Origin of the sequence: Vibrio navarrensis (genome assembly GCF_015767675.1) — a bacterium.
Classification (GTDB): domain Bacteria; phylum Pseudomonadota; class Gammaproteobacteria; order Enterobacterales; family Vibrionaceae; genus Vibrio.
Window position 1 is genome coordinate 399,144 of sequence record NZ_CP065217.1, and the last position, 21,282, is coordinate 420,425.

At 47.1% G+C, this 21,282-nt stretch carries 14 protein-coding genes, 1 tRNA gene and 2 pseudogenes; 6 read left to right on the top strand and 11 right to left on the bottom strand.

Annotation, left to right across the window (positions count from 1 at the left end):
• The first annotated feature begins 140 nt into the window (after nucleotides 1-140).
• The gene (locus I3X05_RS01795; protein WP_337970924.1) at nucleotides 141-2,021 is read left to right on the top strand and encodes a sensor domain-containing diguanylate cyclase; all 1,881 of its coding nucleotides are present in this window, start codon (nucleotides 141-143) and stop codon (nucleotides 2,019-2,021) included.
• Between the two features lie 442 nt (nucleotides 2,022-2,463).
• Here I3X05_RS01795 and I3X05_RS01800 read toward each other — a convergent pair whose 3' ends face one another.
• Entirely contained in the window at nucleotides 2,464-3,087 is a 624-nt protein-coding gene (locus tag I3X05_RS01800) for a GntR family transcriptional regulator (RefSeq protein ID WP_045569837.1), read from the bottom strand.
• Nucleotides 3,088-3,290: 203 nt separating this feature from the next.
• Nucleotides 3,291-4,703, bottom strand: coding sequence for a pyruvate kinase PykF (gene pykF, locus I3X05_RS01805; protein ID WP_045569838.1), 1,413 nt, complete (start codon nucleotides 4,701-4,703; stop codon nucleotides 3,291-3,293).
• A 428-nt stretch (nucleotides 4,704-5,131) separates the two neighbouring features.
• Here pykF and I3X05_RS01810 point away from each other — a divergent pair, with 428 nt between their 5' ends.
• Both I3X05_RS01810 and glmS read left to right on the top strand, forming a co-directional pair.
• On the top strand, nucleotides 5,132-5,893 hold the full coding sequence (locus tag I3X05_RS01810; RefSeq protein ID WP_039423628.1) for a DeoR/GlpR family DNA-binding transcription regulator: 762 nt from the start codon (nucleotides 5,132-5,134) through the stop codon (nucleotides 5,891-5,893).
• A 73-nt stretch (nucleotides 5,894-5,966) separates the two neighbouring features.
• Entirely contained in the window at nucleotides 5,967-7,799 is a 1,833-nt protein-coding gene (gene glmS / locus I3X05_RS01815; protein WP_193158025.1) for a glutamine--fructose-6-phosphate transaminase (isomerizing), read from the top strand.
• A gap of 163 nt (nucleotides 7,800-7,962) precedes the next feature.
• Here the strand turns inward: glmS and I3X05_RS01820 are convergent, their stop codons facing one another.
• The 5 genes from I3X05_RS01820 to I3X05_RS01840 form a co-directional block, all read right to left on the bottom strand.
• Nucleotides 7,963-8,493, bottom strand: a complete 531-nt coding sequence (locus I3X05_RS01820) for an MltR family transcriptional regulator (protein WP_045569841.1) — start codon at nucleotides 8,491-8,493, stop codon at nucleotides 7,963-7,965.
• 56 nt (nucleotides 8,494-8,549) lie between these two features.
• Nucleotides 8,550-9,698: a mannitol-1-phosphate 5-dehydrogenase gene (locus I3X05_RS01825; RefSeq protein WP_337970925.1), complete on the bottom strand. Its 1,149-nt coding sequence runs from the start codon at nucleotides 9,696-9,698 to the stop codon at nucleotides 8,550-8,552.
• Between the two features lie 111 nt (nucleotides 9,699-9,809).
• Nucleotides 9,810-11,762 carry a PTS mannitol transporter subunit IICBA gene (locus I3X05_RS01830; RefSeq protein ID WP_193187614.1) on the bottom strand — a complete coding sequence of 651 codons (1,953 nt, stop codon included), beginning with the start codon at nucleotides 11,760-11,762 and terminating at the stop codon, nucleotides 9,810-9,812.
• 498 nt (nucleotides 11,763-12,260) lie between these two features.
• On the bottom strand, nucleotides 12,261-13,343 hold the full coding sequence (locus tag I3X05_RS01835) for a TRAP transporter substrate-binding protein (RefSeq protein ID WP_193187616.1): 1,083 nt from the start codon (nucleotides 13,341-13,343) through the stop codon (nucleotides 12,261-12,263).
• A gap of 286 nt (nucleotides 13,344-13,629) precedes the next feature.
• On the bottom strand, nucleotides 13,630-15,393 hold the full coding sequence (locus I3X05_RS01840; protein ID WP_045569845.1) for a lysophospholipid acyltransferase family protein: 1,764 nt from the start codon (nucleotides 15,391-15,393) through the stop codon (nucleotides 13,630-13,632).
• Between the two features lie 390 nt (nucleotides 15,394-15,783).
• On the opposite strand from I3X05_RS01840, the gene I3X05_RS01845 reads away from it, so the two are divergent.
• The 3 genes and pseudogenes from I3X05_RS01845 (at nucleotide 15,784) to I3X05_RS01855 (ending at nucleotide 18,005) form a co-directional block, all read left to right on the top strand.
• Nucleotides 15,784-16,500, top strand: coding sequence for an SIMPL domain-containing protein (locus tag I3X05_RS01845; RefSeq protein WP_045569846.1), 717 nt, complete (start codon nucleotides 15,784-15,786; stop codon nucleotides 16,498-16,500).
• A gap of 100 nt (nucleotides 16,501-16,600) precedes the next feature.
• A pseudogene (locus I3X05_RS01850) lies at nucleotides 16,601-16,920 on the top strand (tyrosine-type recombinase/integrase); the annotation flags it as partial.
• Nucleotides 16,921-17,066: 146 nt separating this feature from the next.
• Entirely contained in the window at nucleotides 17,067-18,005 is a 939-nt protein-coding gene (locus tag I3X05_RS01855; protein ID WP_045569847.1) for a DUF2971 domain-containing protein, read from the top strand.
• A gap of 299 nt (nucleotides 18,006-18,304) precedes the next feature.
• Here I3X05_RS01855 and I3X05_RS01860 read toward each other — a convergent pair.
• The 4 genes and pseudogenes from I3X05_RS01860 to rpoD form a co-directional block, all read right to left on the bottom strand.
• Nucleotides 18,305-18,489, bottom strand: a pseudogene (locus tag I3X05_RS01860) (HipA N-terminal domain-containing protein); the annotation flags it as partial.
• A complete protein-coding gene (locus I3X05_RS01865; protein WP_045569849.1) occupies nucleotides 18,482-18,817 on the bottom strand; it encodes a helix-turn-helix domain-containing protein in 336 nt (111 codons plus the stop codon). The pseudogene I3X05_RS01860 and the gene I3X05_RS01865, both read right to left, overlap by 8 nt.
• A 335-nt stretch (nucleotides 18,818-19,152) precedes the next feature.
• A tRNA-Ile gene (locus tag I3X05_RS01870) sits at nucleotides 19,153-19,228 on the bottom strand.
• Between the two features lie 143 nt (nucleotides 19,229-19,371).
• On the bottom strand, nucleotides 19,372-21,246 hold the full coding sequence (rpoD, locus tag I3X05_RS01875; protein ID WP_045569850.1) for an RNA polymerase sigma factor RpoD: 1,875 nt from the start codon (nucleotides 21,244-21,246) through the stop codon (nucleotides 19,372-19,374).
• Nucleotides 21,247-21,282: the final 36 nt, after the last annotated feature.

A 21,282-nucleotide genomic window follows, 5' to 3' on the forward strand; every position in this document is an offset into this window, starting at 1 on the left:
CCACATTATGTGGCCCTAGTTATTTACAACGACTTCGTTTGCAACTACTTCATTTACAAAGATTTGATGAGAGTTTGTAGGGGCAAATCTGATTTATGTTATACTTCGCTCTTCATTTAGCCAGGAAGGTGTAGCTCAGAGTGAAAGTCAGAAAACTGTTCGGCATTCTTCTTCTGATCAGCGTCTTTTTTGCAGCACTCATCGCCTTTTATTACCACGACAAATATCGCTCCCTGCTTGATGACAACCTGCAAAGCAGTGCCGAAGATGCGTTGAATCAGCTCGCTTACACTCAGCGCGAGTACACCAATCTCTACGGGCAGATGTTGTCGGTTCTCGATCTGCTCAAATATAACCAAACGCTGACAGACTTCATTCTCACTCCTGATCAAGAACACCAAGCGGCGTTAACCGATTTGTGGTCCTCAGTGCTACTCAATCAGAAGTGGTATACCCGCATTAGCTTACTGGATCTGTCGGGATATGAACGCTTTCGGGTGAACTACGATTTGAATGTGGGGGTTTTCCTCTCCCAAGCCCCAGCGCAAGATGTATCGAATGACCCGTTTTTTGCCAGTGCTCAAGCACTCAAAAATGATGAGACGGGCGTTTGGGGCGTCACGCTGGAAGAAGAACAAGGGCAACTCAAAGAACCTTATACGCCAGTGATGCGCATCTTTGCTCCTGTCACTATCCGTAATCAGCGCGTGGGCTATCTGGTGATGAATCTTAACATTCGCTACATGGCGAGCCGTTTGCACTATTCGCCTGTGCAAGATTTTAACGTCGACATCATCAATCAACGCGGTTACTACGTGGTCAGCGATCAACCAGAGAAGCTGTTCGGGGATTATCTTCCCGAACGAGAAATTTACCGCTTTAGCAAACTCTATCCGCAGAGCTGGCAAAAGTTCTCCCAGCAACAAGCGGGTTATTTTTACGACAATAAGTGTTTGGTCGTTTTTAATACCTTAGTTCTGGGCAGTCATGGTGCGCTGCACTTAGTGATTGATATGAGTCAAGAGCAGTTGATGGCGCGCTCACAGCAGGCGGTCAATGAGTTGATTCGTGAAGCCTTGATCGTTTTTTGTGTGGTGATGCTGTTTGTACTGCCCGTGACCACCGTCGCATTGCATTATCGCCGTCACAGTATCGAAAGTAAGTTAGCGCGCGCGGCACTCAATGGCATGACGGCCGTCATGATCTCCAATACCTCGCACCGGATCATTTTAGTTAACCGAGAATTTGAGCAGATGTTCGGTTACGACAATCAGCAGATCGAAGGCAAGCGAGCATACAACTTGATCTTTTTGAGTGATGATCTCGACATCGTGATGCAGGCTTGGAATGAGTTGCAAAAAAACGATGTGTGGGAAGGGGAGATCCGCTGCCAAACGTATTTCAATCAAGTTCTGACCGCTATCATGCATATCCAAGCCGTCAAGAACTCAGCGGGAAAAGTGAGCTACTACATCACCTCGCTGGTGGATATTACCGCGCGTAAACAGCTTGAAGAGCGGCTGCGCCATTTGAGCGAAAAAGACGAACTGACTCAGATCTGGAACCGACGCAAGTTTGAAGAGCAATTGCAACACCACGCCAGTTTGTTGGAGCGATATCCTGCCACGCCAACAGCCTGTTTGGCCCTAGTCGACATCGACCATTTCAAACGCATTAATGATGAGCAAGGGCATGATGAGGGCGATCGCGTCATCAAAGCCGTGGCGAGCCTGCTACTGCAAAGCCTGCGCAATACCGATTTTCTTGCGCGAGTCGGTGGGGAAGAGTTTGCCATCATCATGCCGCACACCACCATCTCAGCGGCGGAAGTAGTTCTCAACCGGCTACGTATTGCGATTCAAGTTGCAAAAGATTTGGATGTGACAGTCAGCATCGGCTTTACCGACCTGACGGCTAACACAACCCGCAGTTACAAGTGTGCCGACATTGCCTTGTACGATGCGAAAAGCTCCGGGCGAAATCGTGTTTCGCTTTGCTACAGTGATGACGACATCGCTTAATTTCTCTGTGCGGCAAATTGTCACAAAATATGTACAGTTAGACTAAAGTCTAATATTTGAGCAAAATTGAACTAGACTGGTTATTAAGTAAACTGTCACTCCTTTTGTGGCTTGTTGTGATCTAAGGCGAATTTCGTCGAGGATTTCGTGCAACCCAGCGTGACACATTGTTCAGTTTGTCCTGTCTTGAACGGATTCAGCGCGCGTGGCGTGTTGGTAAGGAAATACGCAGTTCGGGCATCAGAGGCAGAGTATGGTAAACCATTTTCTAGTGAGACTAACCTTAGGCACTTTATTGATTCTGGGGATTAAGTTGAGTGCCATCTATTTTCTATTGATGGTTGTGCTGCTTAATACCCATCACAAAGAGATCTTTGGTTGGTAAAGTCGTTATAAGCAAAAAATCGGGGTCAACCCGATTTTTTTTGTCATAGAGTCAAGCTCAAGCCGCTTCGATGGCGGATTCAATCACCTTCATTGAACCCAGCAGGTGGCTATCGAGCAAACGAGTGGCCTCCTCGACATTTTTCGCCAGCACCAGCTTCATGATCATCTCATGCTCTTCAATATTAAACAGCGCTTGGCGTTCGCTGTTTGACTGACACAGGGCAAAATAGCGATAACGTTTGATCTGATTGATCAAATCTCGGAAAAACTCAAACATATTGAGCGATTCGGAGCCCGCGAGCAGCGTGGTATAAAATTGATGATGACGCTCTTCCCATTCTGGCCAATGCTCATCGCTCAGTTGTTGCACTTTGGACAGTTTGTGGAATGAGGTTAATACGCTCAGCTCCCAATTTTCATCACCGCAAGCGATTGCTTTTTTGAGCAAAACAGAAGCGATGACGCGCAGGCTCTCATACAGGTCGTTGAGTTCAAATTTGCACATAGGGGCAACCCAACAGCCTTTTTGCGGTTCAAGTTTTACGTATTTGGTCCAAGAGAGTTGCACTAACGCTTCACGGATCGGAGAGGCACCAACGTCGTATTTTGCTTTTAGGTCAGCAACGACTAACTTTTGCCCCGGTTTCAATGCGCCGCTTAGAATGTCGTCGCGGATCATTTTGGATACTTTGTCAGTAAGAGTAGGACTGGACACAACAAAACCTCATAGATAAAAAACGACGTATAAATAAGAAGTTATCTTTATTTAACAGTACGAAATTCTGACGGTTTTGATGATATAGCGTACAATTTTTTATCGCAAGGCGTTTCATAAAAAAAGAGGGCCGAAGCCCTCATTTCGTTTTATCTTTGTAAATTTATTTACAGTACGTGTACTGATGCTGTGTTGGTTGTGCCTGACGCCACGAGAGCACCAGATACCATCACAACGATGTCGCCTTTGCTGCCTAGGCCAGACTCAAGCGCAAGCTCTTTACCTGCTACGTAGAAAGCATCAGTGTTGTCGATTGATTCAACAACAACCGGTGTAACACCTTTAGTTAGGACAAGTTGAGCGGCTGTTTTCTTGTTGGTAGTCAGCGCAAGAATGTTTGCCGTTGGGAAGTACTTACGTACAGAACGTGCAGATTTACCACCTTCTGTTGCAACGATGATCAGTGGCGCTGCAAGTTTCTCAGCCGTATCTACTGCACCTTTACATACCGCTTCAGTGATACGTAGGCGTGGGCTGTCTAGACGAGAGCCTAGCTCTGCTTTTAGTACAGAATCAGTACGGTTCGCGATTTGCGCCATGATAGTGACCGCTTCAACAGGGTATTTACCTTTTGCTGTTTCACCAGAAAGCATGACTGCGTCAGTACCGTCCATGATCGCGTTCGCAACGTCACCCGCTTCAGCACGAGTTGGACGTGGGTTCTTGATCATAGAATCGAGCATTTGAGTTGCAGTGATAACCACTTTACGAGCACGGTTACATTTCTCGATCATCATCTTCTGCGCGAAGATAACTTCTTCTGCAGGGATTTCTACACCTAGGTCACCACGAGCAACCATGATACCGTCAGAAAGCTCTAGGATTTCGTCGAAGTTGTCCACACCTTCTTGGTTTTCAATTTTAGAGATGATTTGGATGTTCTCGCCGCCGTTTGCAGCGAGAACTTCACGGATCTCTTTCACGTCAGACGCTTTACGGATGAATGAAGCGGCAACGAAGTCAACGCCTTGCTCACAACCAAATTTCAGGTCGTTTTTGTCTTTTTCAGACAGTGCAGGCAGGTTTACTGAAACGCCAGGAAGGTTAACACCTTTGTTTTCGCCCAGAGCGCCGTTGTTCATTACTTTACACTTAACTTCAGTGGCTGTAGTTGCGATAACTTCCATCTCGATGAGGCCATCGTCAACAAGGATAGTGTTACCTACAGATAGGTCAGCAGCGAAACCTGGGTAAGTGACAGCAACAACATCTTTGTTACCTACAACAGATGTGTCAGTGGTGAAAGTGAACTCTTGACCAGCAACGAGATCAACGTCGTCACCGTTTTCCAGTTTGATAGTACGGATTTCAGGACCTTTAGTGTCCAGAAGAATTGCCAATTGCTTACCAGTTACTTCCATTACTTTACGGAAGTTCGCGATACGAGTGCCGTGTTCAACATAGTCACCGTGAGAGAAGTTCAGGCGCATTACGTTCATGCCTGCGTTTACTAGCTCAGTTAGCTTCTCTACAGATTCAGTTTTCGGGCCAATCGTACATACGATTTTGGTCTTTTTCATGGAAGAGTCTCTCCGGTCAATATAGTTACAATTTGAAAGTCGGTTGTTGTGCTCGGGAGTGAAAAATATCGGCTTCTTGTTGTGTGCGAGCCGATCTTTTCGTGCAAGTTCACTGCCTTCCAGAGCTGTAAGTCTTTCATCAAGTTTAGTCATTTTATGACCAACTCAATGGGCAAATATTCAGGTTTTTTGTGACTTTCCCCACCTTATATGAAGAAAGTTGCAAAAAAATAACGGTCAATTCTGTAATTTTTTTTCTTTTCGGGGGCGAATTCTACCATTGAATGATAGCAATATCACTGCCTAAGAATTGTCTTAGGACAAGGTTTTATCGCTATTTATTAATTTTTTGGATCAAAATAAATGGACGAAAAAGTTTCGTTTGGAATATAATAAATTTCATAACGAAACTTTTATTTCAATTAAAGATGTCGAAACGAAATACGCAACTTAGAAGACACGCGATTTCTAATCTGGTAAACGAGAAAGGCGAAGTCAGTGTTGACGAACTTGCCCATAAGTTTGATACCTCAGAAGTCACTATCCGAAAGGATCTCGCCTCTTTGGAGAAAAATGGCCAACTGCTTAGACGCTACGGTGGTGCTATCTCTATCCCAAAAGAAGTGATTCATGATGAACTCAGTAAACATGTTTCGAATCGAAAGATAAGACTGGCAGAACTGGCCGCGGAGCTGATCCGCGACCACAACCGCATTGTTATCGACAGTGGCAGTACCACAGGGGCACTGATTCAGCAGCTCAATGGTAAACGTGGTTTGGTGGTGATGACCAACTCCTTGCATGTTGCCAACGCGCTGAATGAGCTGGAAAGTGAGCCAACCTTGCTGATGACAGGTGGCACCTGGGATACCCATTCTGAATCCTTTCAGGGTCAAGTCGCCGAGTCTGTATTGCGCTCGTACGATTTTGATCAACTGTTTATCGGCGCCGACGGCGTTGACCTTGCACGTGGCACCACCACGTTTAATGAACTGGTTGGTTTGAGCCAAGTAATGGCGGAAGTCTCACGAGAAGTCATCGTGATGGTGGAGTCTGACAAGGTTGGTCGAAAAATCCCTAATCTGGAGCTTGCGTGGTCGATGATCGACATCTTGATCACCGACGAAGAGCTGTTGCCGGAGCACAAAGCAGAAATTGAAGCAAACGGCGTTCGCGTCATTTGCGCCTAATCCTTATTCTTCGCCATTACTCTTGCTTGCCGAGGGCGAAGAAAACAAAAAATATCAATATGGAGAGATAACTATGTGTGGAATCGTCGGTGCGGTAGCACAGCGAGATGTGGCTGAAATTTTGGTGGAAGGTCTGCGCCGTTTGGAATATCGCGGTTATGACTCGGCGGGTGTGGCGATTGTCGATGCCGAGCACAACCTAACGCGTATTCGTCGTTTGGGTAAAGTGCAAGAGCTAGCGGATGCGGTTAACCAAGCTGAAGTGACGGGTGGTACGGGTATTGCGCACACGCGTTGGGCGACACACGGCGAACCATCAGAAATCAATGCGCACCCACATAAATCGGGCGATATCACCGTGGTGCACAATGGCATCATCGAAAACCACGAAGAGTTGCGCGCGCTGCTGCGTGAGCGTGGTTATGTGTTTGAATCGCAAACTGATACCGAAGTGATTGCACACATGGTTGAGTGGGAACTGCGCACTGCTTCTTCACTGGTGGAAGCGGTACAAAAAACGGCGAAGCAACTGGAAGGGGCTTACGGCACGGTGGCAATGGATCGCAACGATCCGTCACGCATTGTGGTTGCTCGCTCTGGTAGCCCAATCGTGATTGGCTTTGGTGTGGGTGAAAACTTCCTCGCGTCGGACCAACTGGCGCTGCTGAATGTCACGCGCCGCTTTATGTACCTGGAAGAGGGTGACGTTGCCGAGATCACCCGTCGCGAAGTGACGGTGTTTGATGCTTCAGGTGAACGTGTTGAGCGTGAAATCACCGAATCGAATGCTGAGCATGATGCTGGAGATAAAGGAAAATATCGCCATTTCATGCAAAAAGAGATCTACGAGCAACCAACGGCTCTGATCAACACCATGGAAGGGCGCATCTCTGGCGACTCTGTGGTGACGGAAGCGATTGGTGTTAACGCCGCTGAAATTTTGAGCAAGGTAGAGCACGTACAGATCGTTGCCTGTGGCACATCTTACAACGCTGGTATGACGGCGCGTTACTGGTTTGAAGATCTGGCCGGCGTGAGCTGCGACGTGGAAATTGCCTCTGAATTCCGCTACCGCAAATTTGTCACTCGCCCAAATAGCTTGCTGATCACCTTGTCTCAATCGGGCGAAACGGCGGACACGCTAGCGGCGCTGCGTTTGGCGAAAGAGAAAGGCTATATGGCCGCGATGACCATCTGTAACGTAGCGGGTTCATCTTTAGTTCGTGAATCGGATTTTGCTTTCATGACCCGCGCAGGGGTTGAGATTGGTGTGGCGTCGACCAAAGCGTTTACCACTCAACTCGCGGCTCTGCTAATGCTGGTGACGGCGCTGGGCAAACAGCAGCAACGCATCAGCAAAGAGAAAGAGAAAGAGATCGTTCACGCGCTGCATCAACTGCCAAAACAGATCGACGCTGCTCTGTCGTTCGAAAAAGAGATTGAAGCCTTGGCTGAAGATTTTGCCGATAAGCACCACACGCTGTTCCTTGGTCGTGGCGAGTTCTATCCGATTGCGATGGAAGCGTCGCTGAAGCTCAAAGAGATCTCCTATATTCACGCCGAAGCCTATGCGGCGGGTGAATTGAAACATGGCCCGCTGGCGCTGATTGATGCCGATATGCCAGTGGTTGTGGTCGCGCCAAGCAATGAGCTACTAGAAAAGCTTAAGTCTAACATCGAAGAAGTACGTGCACGCGGCGGCCTGCTGTATGTGTTTGCCGATGCCAATGCGGGTTTTGAAGCGGATGCCACCATGAAGATCATCACTATGCCGCACGTCAGTGAGATCACGGCGCCGATCTACTACACCATCCCAATGCAGTTGCTCTCTTACTATGTCGCACTGATCAAAGGCACGGACGTGGATCAACCACGTAACCTAGCGAAAGCGGTAACAGTAGAATAAATAGCACACTAATTAAGAACCGAGGCACTGGCCTCGGTTTTTTTTGCCTGAGTGTTTGACAAGCTCACGAACAAGGACGCGTGCAAAGGTTGGGCGGTGCTGAGACCGCGAATGGTTATTGCGCGAGTAGCTATTGAGAGAAGGTTGAGGCAAAAAGGTGGCGTTAGAATGGGCTGTCCTTGCCCAATTCATTGCAGATTTCAACGATGGCCAAAGAGAGACCTGAGCGGATCACTTGTTGCCGACGTTGCAGCTGTAATTGATAAAAGCCAAGATCAATGTCGTCATCGGGTTCATCGACGCGCAGTTGCACCATTCCCATGCTTTTCACTAAATGCAGCTTTTGGATCGCTTCTAAAATGTATGGATCGGTGAATTCGTAATCGGTACTGTCGCTGTTAAGTTTATGTTTGAGCTTAATAATGTCTTCGATGTCGTGATAGCAGTGATCGCCTAGCACCCCAAGGCCAAACAGCAGTTTGAGGCGCACGGAGAGATCGCCAAGCGGTCCTGAATCATGAAGTAACGGGCCAACCACCGACTGAACGGCGAAGTTGTCTTTGCGGAAAATACGTTGGATAAGACCGTCAATGGCTTCAGTAAAAATATCTACGCTTTCAACAAAAAAACCTCTGACCGAAGCGGCATTATTCAAGCGTTCTATTATCTCGGTTTCGTTTAGGTTCTCTGCCATATGCTAGGTCAATATATCGTTATTATAGTAGCGGGGAGCTAAGCTCCCCGAACAGATTAAAGTTGTAGGAAAATGGCTTCGATTTGCGCCACTTCCGCACACTCTTCAGCGAGACCGGTGTAGTGACTTAAGGTCTTTTTCACCCCAAGCTCTCGCAGCGCGTTTTGCAACTCTTGCGCTTGCGGGTCGGTCTCATTTTGGTATTTGAGCGCAGCGGCAATCCCTTTCAGCAGGGTTTGGTTGTCGGTGCCGTACTCAATTGTACCCAGTAGTGGTTTGATTAATCTATCATTTTCGCCAAGCTTGCGGATTGGCTGACGCCCAACGCGATCCACTTCATCCACCAAATAAGGGTTGGCAAAGCGGCCAAGAATTTTCTCGATGTAAGCATTGTGCATCTCGCGATCAAAGCCATAGCGGCGGATCAGCACTTCACCACTCTCTTGCATCGCCTGTTTGACGTCTGCGTAGATTTCTTCATCCTCAATCGCTTCACGGATGGTACGGTGGCCTTTTAAGCAGCCTAAGTACGCGGTGATGCAATGACCGGTGTTGAGGGTGAACAGTTTTCGCTCGACAAAGGCCATCAGATTGTTGGTTTTCTCCATGCCGGCAATATCAGGGATCTCGCCTTTAAACTGCTGCTCATCGACAATCCACTCGCTAAAACTTTCCACGGTGACTTCCAGTGGGTCATCGTTGGCCGCTTCGGCAGGTGGCACGATGCGGTCAACCGCTGAATCGACAAAGCCAATCAGATCGTCGGCTTGAGCGTGAAGCTCGGGATTTAAATGTTTGTACACTTCGCCTTTCAAATGTGTGGTGCCGCGTACCATGTTTTCACACGCAATGATGTTTAGCGGCGCTTGGTTGCCAGCAGCAAAACGTTGTGCGATGCCTTTGGCAATCGTCTTAGCGATGATATCGAGCACGTTTGGCCCCACTGCGGTAGTGACCAAATCGGTTTTCACAATTTGCTCAATCACATCGTCACTAGCGGAGTTGACCGCAGTAACATGCGTCACGGTGTCGATTTGGCACTCACTGCCGACCACTTTCACTTTGTACTGTTGTTTGTGGCTGAGTTGATCGACCAAGGGAGCGTTGACGTCGGCAAAGGTGACTGCGACATCGGCATCAGCGAGCAGTTTGCCAATAAAACCACGACCAATGTTACCTGCGCCAAAATGAACTGCATTTTTCATATTCTTACCTACCAAAATTAAATCAATGAACGAGACGAAGATGAGGTCAACCGCATAGGGGGTGACAGCTGACCTCGGTTTGCTCAGGAGCAAAAAGGTTGACTCAGAGGCTTACGCGGCTTGTTGACCGCTCAAAATGTTGAGGATTTCTTCAACATCCTGGGTGCTGGTCAGCCTTTCAATCGCTTCTGGCTCGTCAAGTGCGTTGGTAATGGTGGTAATTACCTGAATGTGTTCATCGTTTTTCGCCGCGATGCCAATCACCAACTTAGCCACGTCGTCGGCATCATCGGTAAACTGGATGCCTGCTGGGTATTGGCAGATCACGATCCCAGTTTTCTTCACGCGATCTTTCGCTTCCACCGTGCCGTGCGGTACGGCGATTGATTCGCCCAGATAAGTTGGTACCAGTGCTTCGCGTGCAAACATCGCATCAACGTATTCTGGCTCGGCGTAACCCAATTCAACCAACTTGTTGCCCGCAAAACGGATCGCTTCTTCTTTGTTGGTCGCTTTCAATCCGAGGTGGATGTTTTCACGTTGGATTTGAAAAACCGAAGGTTTCTGAGGGTTGTAATTATCGTCGTTGGCCGCCACCAATGACACTTTCACCGCATTCTCATCGTTTGCCGCCGACGGCTTTTGCGCAGCGAGCAGTTTGGTCACCAGTTGGTTGTACATCTCGCCATCAAGGAAATTCACCAGTGAGATGTGGTAGGCGTTTGGTGCGTGCTTGCGTGCACGGTCAGTGAGATCTTTATGAGTAATCACGATATCGGCACTCTCGGTTAGGCTGTTGATAGCAAGGTTAGTGACGTGGATTGTAAGTCCTGCCTCTTGTACTTTCTTGCGTAGCATACTCGCGCCCATCGCGCTTGAGCCCATGCCCGCATCACAAGCGACGATAATGCTTTGTACTTTGGTCAGATCAACGTTGCCCTTGCTCTGATTGCTTGCACTCACTGTGCCTTTTGACGCCGACTTCATGTTTTTCATTTGTGAGGTTGCTTTGGCCAACGCCGCTTCATCACCTTCTTCTTCGCTTGAGCTCTGGGTTTTCATCAGCAGTGAAGCCACCGCGAAAGAAACCGTTGCCGCCGACGCGATAGACGCAAGAACACCGACGATAGACGCTTTTTGTGTCATCAGCAGCACTGCGAAGATAGAACCAGGAGAGGCAGGAGAGACGATGCCTGCATCAAATACGGTAAGGACGAACACGCCAGTCATGCCACCTGCGATGGCTGCGAGGATCAAACGTGGATTCATCAGAATGTATGGGAAATAGATCTCATGAATACCACCGAAGAAGTGGATGATGGATGCGCCGCCAGCGGTTTGACGCGCGGTGCCTTTACCAAACACCATGTACGCCAACAGAATGCCAAGACCTGGGCCTGGGTTTGCTTCAATCAAGAAGAAGATCGATTGACCCATTTCAGAGGCTTGCTGAATGCCCAGCGGTGAGAAAATACCGTGGTTGATTGCGTTGTTCAGGAAGAGAATTTTCGCAGGTTCAACAAAAATGGAGGTTAGAGGGAGCAGGTGTGCTGAAACTAGGAAGTTTACCCCCGCTGCCAAACCGCCAGAAAGGATTTTGACAAATGGGCCAATCAGGAAGAAAGCCAACATGGCACAAAGCATGCCGATGATGCCAGCGGAGAAGTTGTTGACCAACATCTCAAAGCCGCTTTTGATTTTTCCTTCGACTTTTTTATCAAAGGTTTTGATTGCCCAGCCGCCAAGTGGGCCGACCATCATTGCCCCCATAAACATGGGGATATCGGTACCGACAATGACACCCATGGTGGTGATGGCACCGACGACAGCGCCGCGATCGCCACCGACCAGTTTACCGCCAGTGTAACCGATCAGCAGTGGCAGTAAGTAGGTAATCATAGGGCCAACCATGGACGCTAAGGTCTCGTTGGGTAGCCATCCGGTTGGAATGAAAAGTGCGGTAATAAAGCCCCAAGCGATGAATGCGCCTATGTTGGGCATGACCATGTTAGACAGAAAACGACCAAAATTTTGTATCTTGATCTTTGCATCTGGTGATATCATATCTGTTCCCCGTTTGATGTTCTGATGAATATTGTTGTAGTAAAACGGTTCGCCAAAACCGTCTGATTGCTTAATTCACAGTCAATTTACCACACATTCTCCAATTGGAACTGACAACGGGTTTTTCGTGATCAGTGCCAGATTTTCTCGCCCAAGCAAACGTTTTTTAAGTGATGGCGATCAATTAATTGATATGTAACTTAATAACGAAAAGCCAATTCTTTATTTGTCAACAAAAATAGTAGTGACAAATGTCCCACTTAAGTAAATTGTAAATAAAAATATTTTGTGACGCATATCACCCTTTATTTATTTCTATTCGTGAAATAAAATATTTAAGTGATGCGTGTCACCTTTTGTTTTTTGTAGATAAAATTTAAAATGTGATCTGCGTTCGTTTTTGCTATTTTTTGAAACTTTTTGACAAAAATTGAGCGTGTTTTAGGTGGGGGCGACACTGAAGAAAAACGCACAGTGCCGCCGATTTGTTGCTGTGACTTATTGTGTGTTGCTTTGCAAATAGGCTTGGGTAGAGATGTTGGTCCAAGCGCGAACTTTCTTCAGATACTGCTCTTGTGAGTTGATGATCTCTTTTGCCAAAGGATCTTTGGCCGCTTCTTCTGCGAGCAACTCTTGGGTGGCGGTTCGCATCGCAGCGAGCACCTGCGGCGGAAAGTCGCGCACTTTAATGTCGGGATACTCGTTTTTCATCGTTGCCCAACTGCTGGCATTGGCATCCACCGCTTGGGTGTACATGTCAAACGCCGCGACTCGAAACGCCGTTTCCAAGATCACTTGGAGATCCTTGGGTAATTTATCCCACGTCTTTTTATTGACTAAGAATTGGGTTTCTGAGCCCGGTTCATGCCAAGCGGTGTAATAGTAAGGGGCGATTTTTTGAAATCCCATGCGCAGATCAAACGCAGGTCCGACCCATTCCAGTGCATCTATGGTGCCGCGCTCAAGTGATGTATACAGCTCTCCGGGGGCAATATTGGTTGGTTTGGCGCCGACACGGGCCAGCACTTCGCCAGCAAAGCCCGGAATACGCATTTTCAGCCCTTGCAAATCTTCCAGTGAGTTGATCTCTTTTTTAAACCAACCGCCCATTTGAATATCAGAATTGCCACCGGGAAAGGAGAGCAGGTTATGCGGCGCATACACTTTTTCCATCAGATCCATACCGCCGCCGTGATAAAACCACGCGTACTGCTCCATGGTGACCATGCCAAACGGCATTGAAGAAAAATAGAGGGTATTCGGCACTTTGCCTTTCCAATAGTAAGAACTGGAATGGCCCAAATCGTATTGACCTGATTTCACCATATCAAACACGCCAAGCGGCGCTTTGTGCTTGTTGGCGGAATCAATGCGGATCTGCAAACGCCCGTTGGACATCTCTTGGGCCAGTTTGGCCATATTTTTCGACGCATCGCCTAAAATCGGCGTGTTTGGCCCCCAAGTTTCCGCGAGCTTGAGACGATAGACTTGGTCGGCGGCAAAGGCGGAAAAGGAGAGCAGGGCGACAGACGCAATCAGCGCGCGTTTTAGTAGGGATTGGCAGGGTTTGTTGGCTGGCATGACTTCCTCGTTATCGATTGTTGTTTGCCAACAGAGTCAAAGCAGATCAATGTCTCGTCAACTGAGTTGCTAGTTAAAATGAGCGTATCGAATCGACTAAATGACTGCGTTTTGATGTTTTATTAATCGTTTGTTGAAGGGTTCTGTGTGATAAGTGGTGCAAAATCGTGATGAATGCCTTATTAGCAAGAGTAAGATCTTGATTTTAAAACTGCCAAAGCAGTCACGGGCCAGTTACTCGCGACTGCTTTCGGTTGATGCTAGTTGAGCTGGTGATCTGGGCTGGTTATTTATCAAGGGCTTGATGGTGCTTCAGATACGCCTCGGCACCGCTTAGTGTCATGTATTTCGCCAGAGTCTTGTCGGGGACATCACGCAAGTCCACCACGATCAGACCATCCAGTGCGTTGTTAAATGCAGGATCGACATTAAAGCACACCAGTTTGCCATTGAGCCCTAAATATTGCCGCAACAGCACAGGTACGCTTTTCCCTTCATCGAGACGGGCAATAACGCGCGACAACAGTTGCAAATCGCCGAGCGCCGTCAACATACTGGTGTTCCAGCCCAAGTGTGCCTCGGGCAGCGGATTGAGTGGCTTTACATGCTCGGCATTGGCCGTGTCATAGTGGTGCAGCGTCATCGATTGGGCCAGTAGCTGTCGCGCTGCTGGGCTGTAATCGTTACTGATGCTCACCGGACCAAACAGATGAGTGTATTGCGGATGCTGGTGGACAAAAGTGGCGATCCCTTTCCACAGCAGCAGCAGCGCGCTCATGCTGCGTTGGTATTTGGCGGTGATCACCGATCGCCCCATTTCAATCGACTGACCAAGCTGAGAAAGAAAACGCTGATCGTACTCAAACAGAGTGCGCGAGTAGAGGCCGTCAATTCCCAACTGCGCTTGCAGCTCATCTACCAAACCAAGGCGATAAGCGCCCACTAAGCATTGCTGTTCATCGTCCCACACAAACAGATGATGGTAGTAGTGATCAAAATGGTCGATATCTATCGCGTTGCCCGTTCCTTCGCCGACCGCGCGAAAGTTAATTTCTCGCTGGCGGCCAATTTCATGCAGCAAAGAGGGGATTTGCGATGCTTTGGCACAATAGACGCTGAACTCACCTTGTTTCAGTAACCTTGCATCGTGTGGCAGCATGGCCAACTCGCGCAGCAGCATTTTTTTGTCGAGCGGCTGCGCAATCGGTTCTTGACTCACTGGGGGGCTGCTCGGCGTTGTTTGGCCGTCACCTCGATGCCCAAGTAAATAGGTGTTGAGGCGCAAATAACTGACCAATTGCTCGTCATTAAGCGTGGTCACTTCTTTGTATTTGATGGCTTGACCAATGGAGAGCTGGATGGGTTGGTTGTTTTTGTTCAGAAGCTCTCGCCCGAGCATCAGCGTGCGCAGCAAAGGGTGAATTTTGCCCGCCATATAAAAGTGCTGCGAATTTTGCCCATTAATAAACACGGGCACCGCGGTGGCTCTGTTCTTGCGGATCAACGCACTGACAGAGCGGCTCCAGTCTTTATCTTCCACTCGGCGCTGTTTGCGGTCGACCAGTTGCGACACCTCGCCCGCAGGGAAGACCAATAATAAGCCGCCCTGAGCAAGGTGTTTGTTGGCGTCGCGCAGTGCTTTCATATTGGATTTCATCGCATCTTTGCCTTCAAACACATCGACACCGATAAACAGCTTATCCAGCTCCGGCACAGTTTTGAGGTATTGATTGGCTAAGATCTGCACATCGCTACGAATGGTGAGCAGTAGCTCCGCCAAAATAACTCCTTCGACACACCCAAGCGGATGGTTCGCCACCACTACCGTCGGGCCGATTTTCGGTACTGAGTCCAATGACCCGCGCGCGATATGATAGTCGATACCCAGCACTTGCAAGGTATAGCGCAGGAAAGCAGGGGTGTTGCAGCCCACTGGGCGCTGCACATAAAACTTATCCAGTTTACTCAAACCGGTCATCCACTCCGCGACATTTTCGCCGATGCCAAACGGGGTCTTACGTGGGAGACGGAAAGGACTGCTTGTTGCCATAGTCACCTCGAGACAGTATTGCTAAAGGCATGCTAAGGCGGCTTTGTGACAGCCAAGCTGCACAATGATGAGGCTTTAATGACGCGCGCGTGACAGTTCAGTGAAGGGGGTAAGTTCAATGCAACAATGATTAATTTAATTGATATAAATAATCTGTTGCTCACAAAATATACTAATTTTGCATCAAATCCTAAGTTTGGGTGTTAAGTTACAAACGCGGGATAAAAAAATAACGCATAAGTCAATAAACCTTTGTTTTGCTGCTCTGGAAAAACGGGAATCGATATCGGTTCCCGTTTCTTTTTCTTCTTCACGGCGTTTCTTAGCCTTGAAGCAATAAATACGCTATGTTTTAGCCAGTTATCCACTTTCCCCATTAAGGACAGAATAATGAAAGAGCTCAATAGTAGGGCCGCGCTGATTTTGGGTATTTCCCTGATGCTAGGCTTGGGATTGCTCGGTTATTTTTTGCAGCAGACCGCGATTCAGTTTAAAGCGTATGAACGTGTGGTGACGGTCAAAGGCTTGTCGGAGCGAGAATATCCGGCAGATACCGTTATCTGGCCGATCCAATTTACCGTCGCCGACAACGATGTGCAGAAACTGTTTACTCGGGTTGAGAGCCAAACTGCCATCATTGAAACGTTCCTCAAAGAAGCGGGGATTGATGAGAGCGTCACGCTCGCAGCGCCGGCAGTGATCGACAAAAAAGCGCAACAATATGGCGGTGAAATGGAGCCACAATATCGCTATCTGGCGACACAGACGATCACTGTGTTCAGCACCCAAGTGGATGCCGTGCGCCAAGCCATTAGCCAAATTGGCCGTTTGGGTAAGCAAGGCATCGTTTTCAACCAAGATCCTTACTACAACTCTGTGGTGTACAGCTTTACGAAACTTAATGATGTCAAACCCGACATGATTGAAGAAGCCACTAAAAACGCCCGTGAAGTGGCCGAAAAATTTGCCAAAGATTCGCACAGTACCCTTGGCAAAATTCGCAATGCTTCCCAAGGTCAGTTCACGATTTATGAGCGCGATAGCAATACACCACATATTAAAATCGTCCGAGTAGTTTCAACGGTGCAGTACTATTTGTCGGATTGAGCAACACAAAGGGGTAGAATCATTCTGTCCATTTGTTACCTATCGGTTACCCAATACGCGGGTTAATCGCCGAACAACTATTCGCTGGCGCTGGCAATATCAACGACGATTTCAACAACCGAAGAACCCTTATATCTTTGCCGGAGATGCACCCGGTAGACCTATCGCCCATCCGAAGAAGGCATTTGCACGGATTAAGAAAGCTGCAGGGATTACTGACAACTTCCGAATTCATGATTTGAGGCATAGCTTCGCATCGATCCTGATTAACTCAGGTAATGCCACGCTTTATGATGTTCAGCACTTATTGGGCATCAATCACCGCAGACCAGTACGAGATATGCTCATTTAGCTAGTTCAAGACTGAGGGAAGTTAGTGCGAATGTGGCGGAGTTGGTGGGGAATGTGAGCCACGGTTAGATCTAAAAGCAGTGGGTATGTTGCTCGCTGTTTTTTTAGCATTAAGAGCATCAGGTTCATTATCACACTTGCTTGCTAGAAAGACTTTTACTTATATTGTCAATCAGATACCCTTATGACAGAAAGGTTCTCGGTGTCTGTTAGTGATGAAAATACTATATAAATATGTAGAAAATCCAAATTTTATTTTGAAGGATGGGTACATCCGAGCTTCACAATTATGCGCGTTAAATGATCCTTTCGAAGGGAACTACTGTGAGGAAGGGCTAAGTAAACTTGCCGAAGAAATTAAGTTTGGTTATGGGATTGTTACAAATTTGCGTGAGTTTGTTGAAAATAACAAACACAAAATTGGTATTGTTTGCCTTACCGAGTCTAAAGAAAACCTGTTAATGTGGTCACATTATGCCAAAGAACATAAAGGCTGTGTAATTGGATTTATTGTTAGCTCTAAACATGAAACAGAGCCATTTCACTTATTTGATAACCTTTTTGAACATGATAATTTTGAGATAGTTCCATCACCATTCAATGGAGCATTTGAAGCAGTTAGTTACAGAAAGCAGCCAAGGTATCGCATAGATAGCTTTGATTGTGATTACTCGAACTTTCATGAAGAGCAAATTTTGTACGAGATTTTTCAAAGAAAAAGCGATGAATGGATATATGAAAAAGAGCACAGAGCGATTTTAAGACTATCACAAGCGGATAAAGTCATTCTTACGGAAGAGGCATTACTAACACACAGAGATCCTTCACACTTTCTAGAGATGGCGAACGATTTAAAATGCTACGAAAAAGTAAAAAATGAGCATCATTTCTTACTAGAAAAAATTTCAGATCGTTGTGAGCGGGGAGCTATGGCAGATGCATTGGAGAATTTTTCAAAACGTAGAGACGCATTATATTTGTTTAAGCTTAATAAATCATCAATTAGATCAATAACGTATGGGTACAACTGTTCACTTATCGATAGCGCTTGTGAATTTAAAGAAATTTTCCCTACTAGATTTTTTGAACACTGGCAAACCTGTTTGAATAAGACTAGTTATACGCTTGATTTTAAAGAAATTGATTTTATTTAAAATGTTACCCCGACTCGTCCCCATTAACACCCACAACAACAAATCCTAGATCGCTGGGTCGGTCACACCTTACTGGCCCTGTAATCTCTCTCTAAGATCCCGCCTAACTTCCTGCATGCTTTAGCTGTAATTATCGCGACGGTGCCGTCGACGGTAATTACATCTGATTCCACTAACCCAACTCTACACCTTAACTCATAGCAGATTCGCGCTGTAATCCAGTGTGCCGTTAGTTTTTCCGGTTCCAGTATGAATCCTGTAATTAGCTGCTGTTTCTGGGGTTGTGGTTGATGAGTGTGGTAATTTTCGATGCTACGTGGACCTGATCATCGAAAGGGATGTGTGGCGAAATTGGGAAACCAGTGTGTTTCCATTCATCTTCATAGATGAATGAAAACTCTGTTTCTGTTCCGACAGGAAGAATCAAACGACCAATTTTGGTATTCGTACCGATAAACACGTCTAACTGTTGTAACTTACTCATACCAACCGCCCTCACTGTTTCTCACGCTGTTTTCAGCTTGGGAGGTTATTTGGCTATGTGGACGAACAACTAGTTTTAAGTCGATAAGGCGTAACGATAGCCCTAAAATATCCATGAGGACGAGTACATTGGCAAAGGTGACACTGGTATCGCCATTTTCTACCTTCATGACTGTTCTACGAGATAAATTGGCTTTTGAAGCGAGATCATCAATACGCCAGCCTCTATCGGTGCGCTTTGAGCGAATGGCGCTCCCCAGCGTTTCCATACTGAACTCGGTATTCAAATCAGGCATAGGTTGTGCCTTTACCATCTTACCTTTTCTCATAAGTGTCTTTTAATGTACTTTTGTCATTATTGGGTCCATCTTAACATATAAGTTCACTATAACTCACTTTTGTCATGACTGTATAAGAAATTATCTATAAGTGCAATTTAAGTTACTTATGGTTGGTTTGCGAGTTTAATCTCTCTCTTTTTTCTCTATGAGAGATATTTATCAGCCAGAAGGACATATTTGGCAACAGCGTAGTATTCGGATTAGTATTGGAAGAAGACAGAGAAGAGTGCGTGATCGGGGCTTACCTGACCCATTACTTGACCCAAAATCGTCAGGTACAAAAAAAGGTTAGTAAACACTACGCTTACTAACCTTCTAGAATTTGGTGGCCCCTATGTGACTTGAACACATGACCAATCGATTATGAGTCGACTGCTCTAACCACTGAGCTAAGGGGCCAAATAAGAGCCAAGATTATAGGAGAACTAGGGCAGGGTGTCTAGACGTTGTGACGGCTAATTGCGCTTAGTTTTTATTCACTTAGCACAATAAATAACAAAAAAGGTGAGCCGAGGCTCACCTTTTGTCTGAAACACGCTGTGTTATTCGTCTAAGAAGCTGCGCAGCGTTTCTGAGCGGCTTGGGTGACGCAGTTTACGCAGTGCTTTTGCTTCGATCTGACGGATACGCTCACGCGTCACGTCGAACTGTTTGCCCACTTCTTCTAGAGTGTGGTCGGTGTTCATGTCGATACCAAAGCGCATGCGTAGTACTTTTGCTTCACGAGGTGTTAGGCCAGCAAGAACGTCTTTAGTCGCTGCTTTTAGGCTGGTGGCCGTTGCAGAGTCGAGAGGCAGTTCGAGCGTGGTATCCTCGATGAAATCGCCTAGATGAGAATCTTCGTCGTCACCGATAGGTGTCTCCATTGAGATTGGCTCTTTGGCAATTTTCAGTACTTTACGGATCTTGTCTTCTGGCATTTGCATGCGCTCAGCCAGCTCTTCCGGTAGTGGCTCACGGCCCATCTCTTGTAGCATTTGACGAGAGATGCGGTTGAGCTTGTTGATCGTTTCGATCATGTGTACCGGAATACGAATAGTACGTGCTTGGTCCGCGATAGAACGAGTGATCGCCTGACGAATCCACCATGTGGCGTACGTTGAGAACTTGTAACCACGGCGGTATTCAAATTTGTCTACCGCTTTCATCAGACCGATATTGCCTTCTTGAATGAGGTCGAGGAATTGCAGGCCACGGTTGGTGTACTTCTTCGCGATAGAAATAACCAGACGTAAGTTTGCTTCCACCATCTCTTTCTTCGCACGGCGTGCTTTCGCTTCACCGATAGACATGCGACGGCTGATGTCTTTGATGTTGTTAACAGACAAAGAAGTTTCTTCTTCAATCGCTTTCAATTTGGCGATTGAGCGACGAATGTCTTCTTCATGTTGGCGGATTTTTTCTGCGTATGGTTTGTCAGAGGCGAGGATCTGATCTAGCCATGCCTCGTTAGATTCGTTGCCTGTAAACAGAGCAATGAACGATTTTTTCGGCATCTTGGCGATTTCGACCGCTGATTTCATGATCAAACGTTCTTGGGTACGAACGCGATCCATTGCCGTGCGAAGCTCGTTAACCAGATGATCAAACTGCTTTGGTGTGAGACGGAATTCTTTGAATACTTCCAGCATCACTTCATGCGCTTGAGCAACCTGAGCGCTGTCGTAGCCGTGCTCGTTGATAGCAAGCTGAACGTTCTGGTAGCTGTTACGCAGTTGTGAGAACTTCTCAAGCGCCACTTCAGGATCGATGCCGATCTCTTCATCAGAATCTGAGTTTGAATCGTCGCCGTCTTCATCCTCGTCTTCATCGTCGTCTATATCGTTGCTGTCTTCATCTTCCAGATCCGCTTTGGTCAGCTCAGAGCCGATGTGTGTTGCGGTTGGCGCTGCGGTTTCGTCAGCGTTAGGATCGACAAAGCCACTGATAAGGTCGGTCAGACGAAGCTCTTCCGCCTGAACTTTATCAAATTGCTCAAGGATGTAAGGAATGGTACCTGGGTATTCGGCAACCGAAGATTGTACTTGGTTGATACCATCTTCAATGCGTTTAGCGATGTCAATTTCGCCTTCGCGTGTTAGTAGTTCTACCGTGCCCATTTCGCGCATGTACATACGCACGGGATCCGTGGTACGGCCAATTTCGCTTTCTACACTCGAAAGTGCAGCCGCTGCCGCTTCGGCTGCGTCTTCATCGGTAATGTTTGTTTCATCACTCAATGACAGGTCATCAGCATCAGGAGCAGTTTCTACTACTTTGATGCCCATGTCGTTGATCATCTGAATGATATCTTCCACCTGCTCGGAATCGACGATCTCAGCAGGTAGGTGGTCATTTACTTCGGCGTAGGTCAGATAGCCTTGCTCTTTGCCACGAATGACAAGTAGTTTTAGCTGTGACTGCGGATTATGATCCATAGACGGTATCCAACTTCGTAATCTGGTGAAGGAATT

What these genes read in the sequence shown, in the direction of transcription:
- I3X05_RS01800 (WP_045569837.1), bottom strand. Translation starts at nt 3,087, where the DNA reads ATGATCCGCGACGACATTCTAAGCGGCGCATTGAAACCGGGGCAAAAG.
- pykF (WP_045569838.1), bottom strand. Translation starts at nt 4,703, where the DNA reads ATGAAAAAGACCAAAATCGTATGTACGATTGGCCCGAAAACTGAATCT.
- I3X05_RS01810 (WP_039423628.1), top strand. Translation starts at nt 5,132, where the DNA reads ATGTCGAAACGAAATACGCAACTTAGAAGACACGCGATTTCTAATCTG.
- glmS (WP_193158025.1), top strand. Translation starts at nt 5,967, where the DNA reads ATGTGTGGAATCGTCGGTGCGGTAGCACAGCGAGATGTGGCTGAAATT.
- I3X05_RS01820 (WP_045569841.1), bottom strand. Translation starts at nt 8,493, where the DNA reads ATGGCAGAGAACCTAAACGAAACCGAGATAATAGAACGCTTGAATAAT.
- I3X05_RS01825 (WP_337970925.1), bottom strand. Translation starts at nt 9,698, where the DNA reads ATGAAAAATGCAGTTCATTTTGGCGCAGGTAACATTGGTCGTGGTTTT.
- I3X05_RS01830 (WP_193187614.1), bottom strand. Translation starts at nt 11,762, where the DNA reads ATGATATCACCAGATGCAAAGATCAAGATACAAAATTTTGGTCGTTTT.
- I3X05_RS01835 (WP_193187616.1), bottom strand. Translation starts at nt 13,343, where the DNA reads ATGCCAGCCAACAAACCCTGCCAATCCCTACTAAAACGCGCGCTGATT.
- I3X05_RS01840 (WP_045569845.1), bottom strand. Translation starts at nt 15,393, where the DNA reads ATGGCAACAAGCAGTCCTTTCCGTCTCCCACGTAAGACCCCGTTTGGC.
- I3X05_RS01845 (WP_045569846.1), top strand. Translation starts at nt 15,784, where the DNA reads ATGAAAGAGCTCAATAGTAGGGCCGCGCTGATTTTGGGTATTTCCCTG.
- I3X05_RS01855 (WP_045569847.1), top strand. Translation starts at nt 17,067, where the DNA reads ATGAAAATACTATATAAATATGTAGAAAATCCAAATTTTATTTTGAAG.
- I3X05_RS01865 (WP_045569849.1), bottom strand. Translation starts at nt 18,817, where the DNA reads ATGAGAAAAGGTAAGATGGTAAAGGCACAACCTATGCCTGATTTGAAT.
- rpoD (WP_045569850.1), bottom strand. Translation starts at nt 21,246, where the DNA reads ATGGATCATAATCCGCAGTCACAGCTAAAACTACTTGTCATTCGTGGC.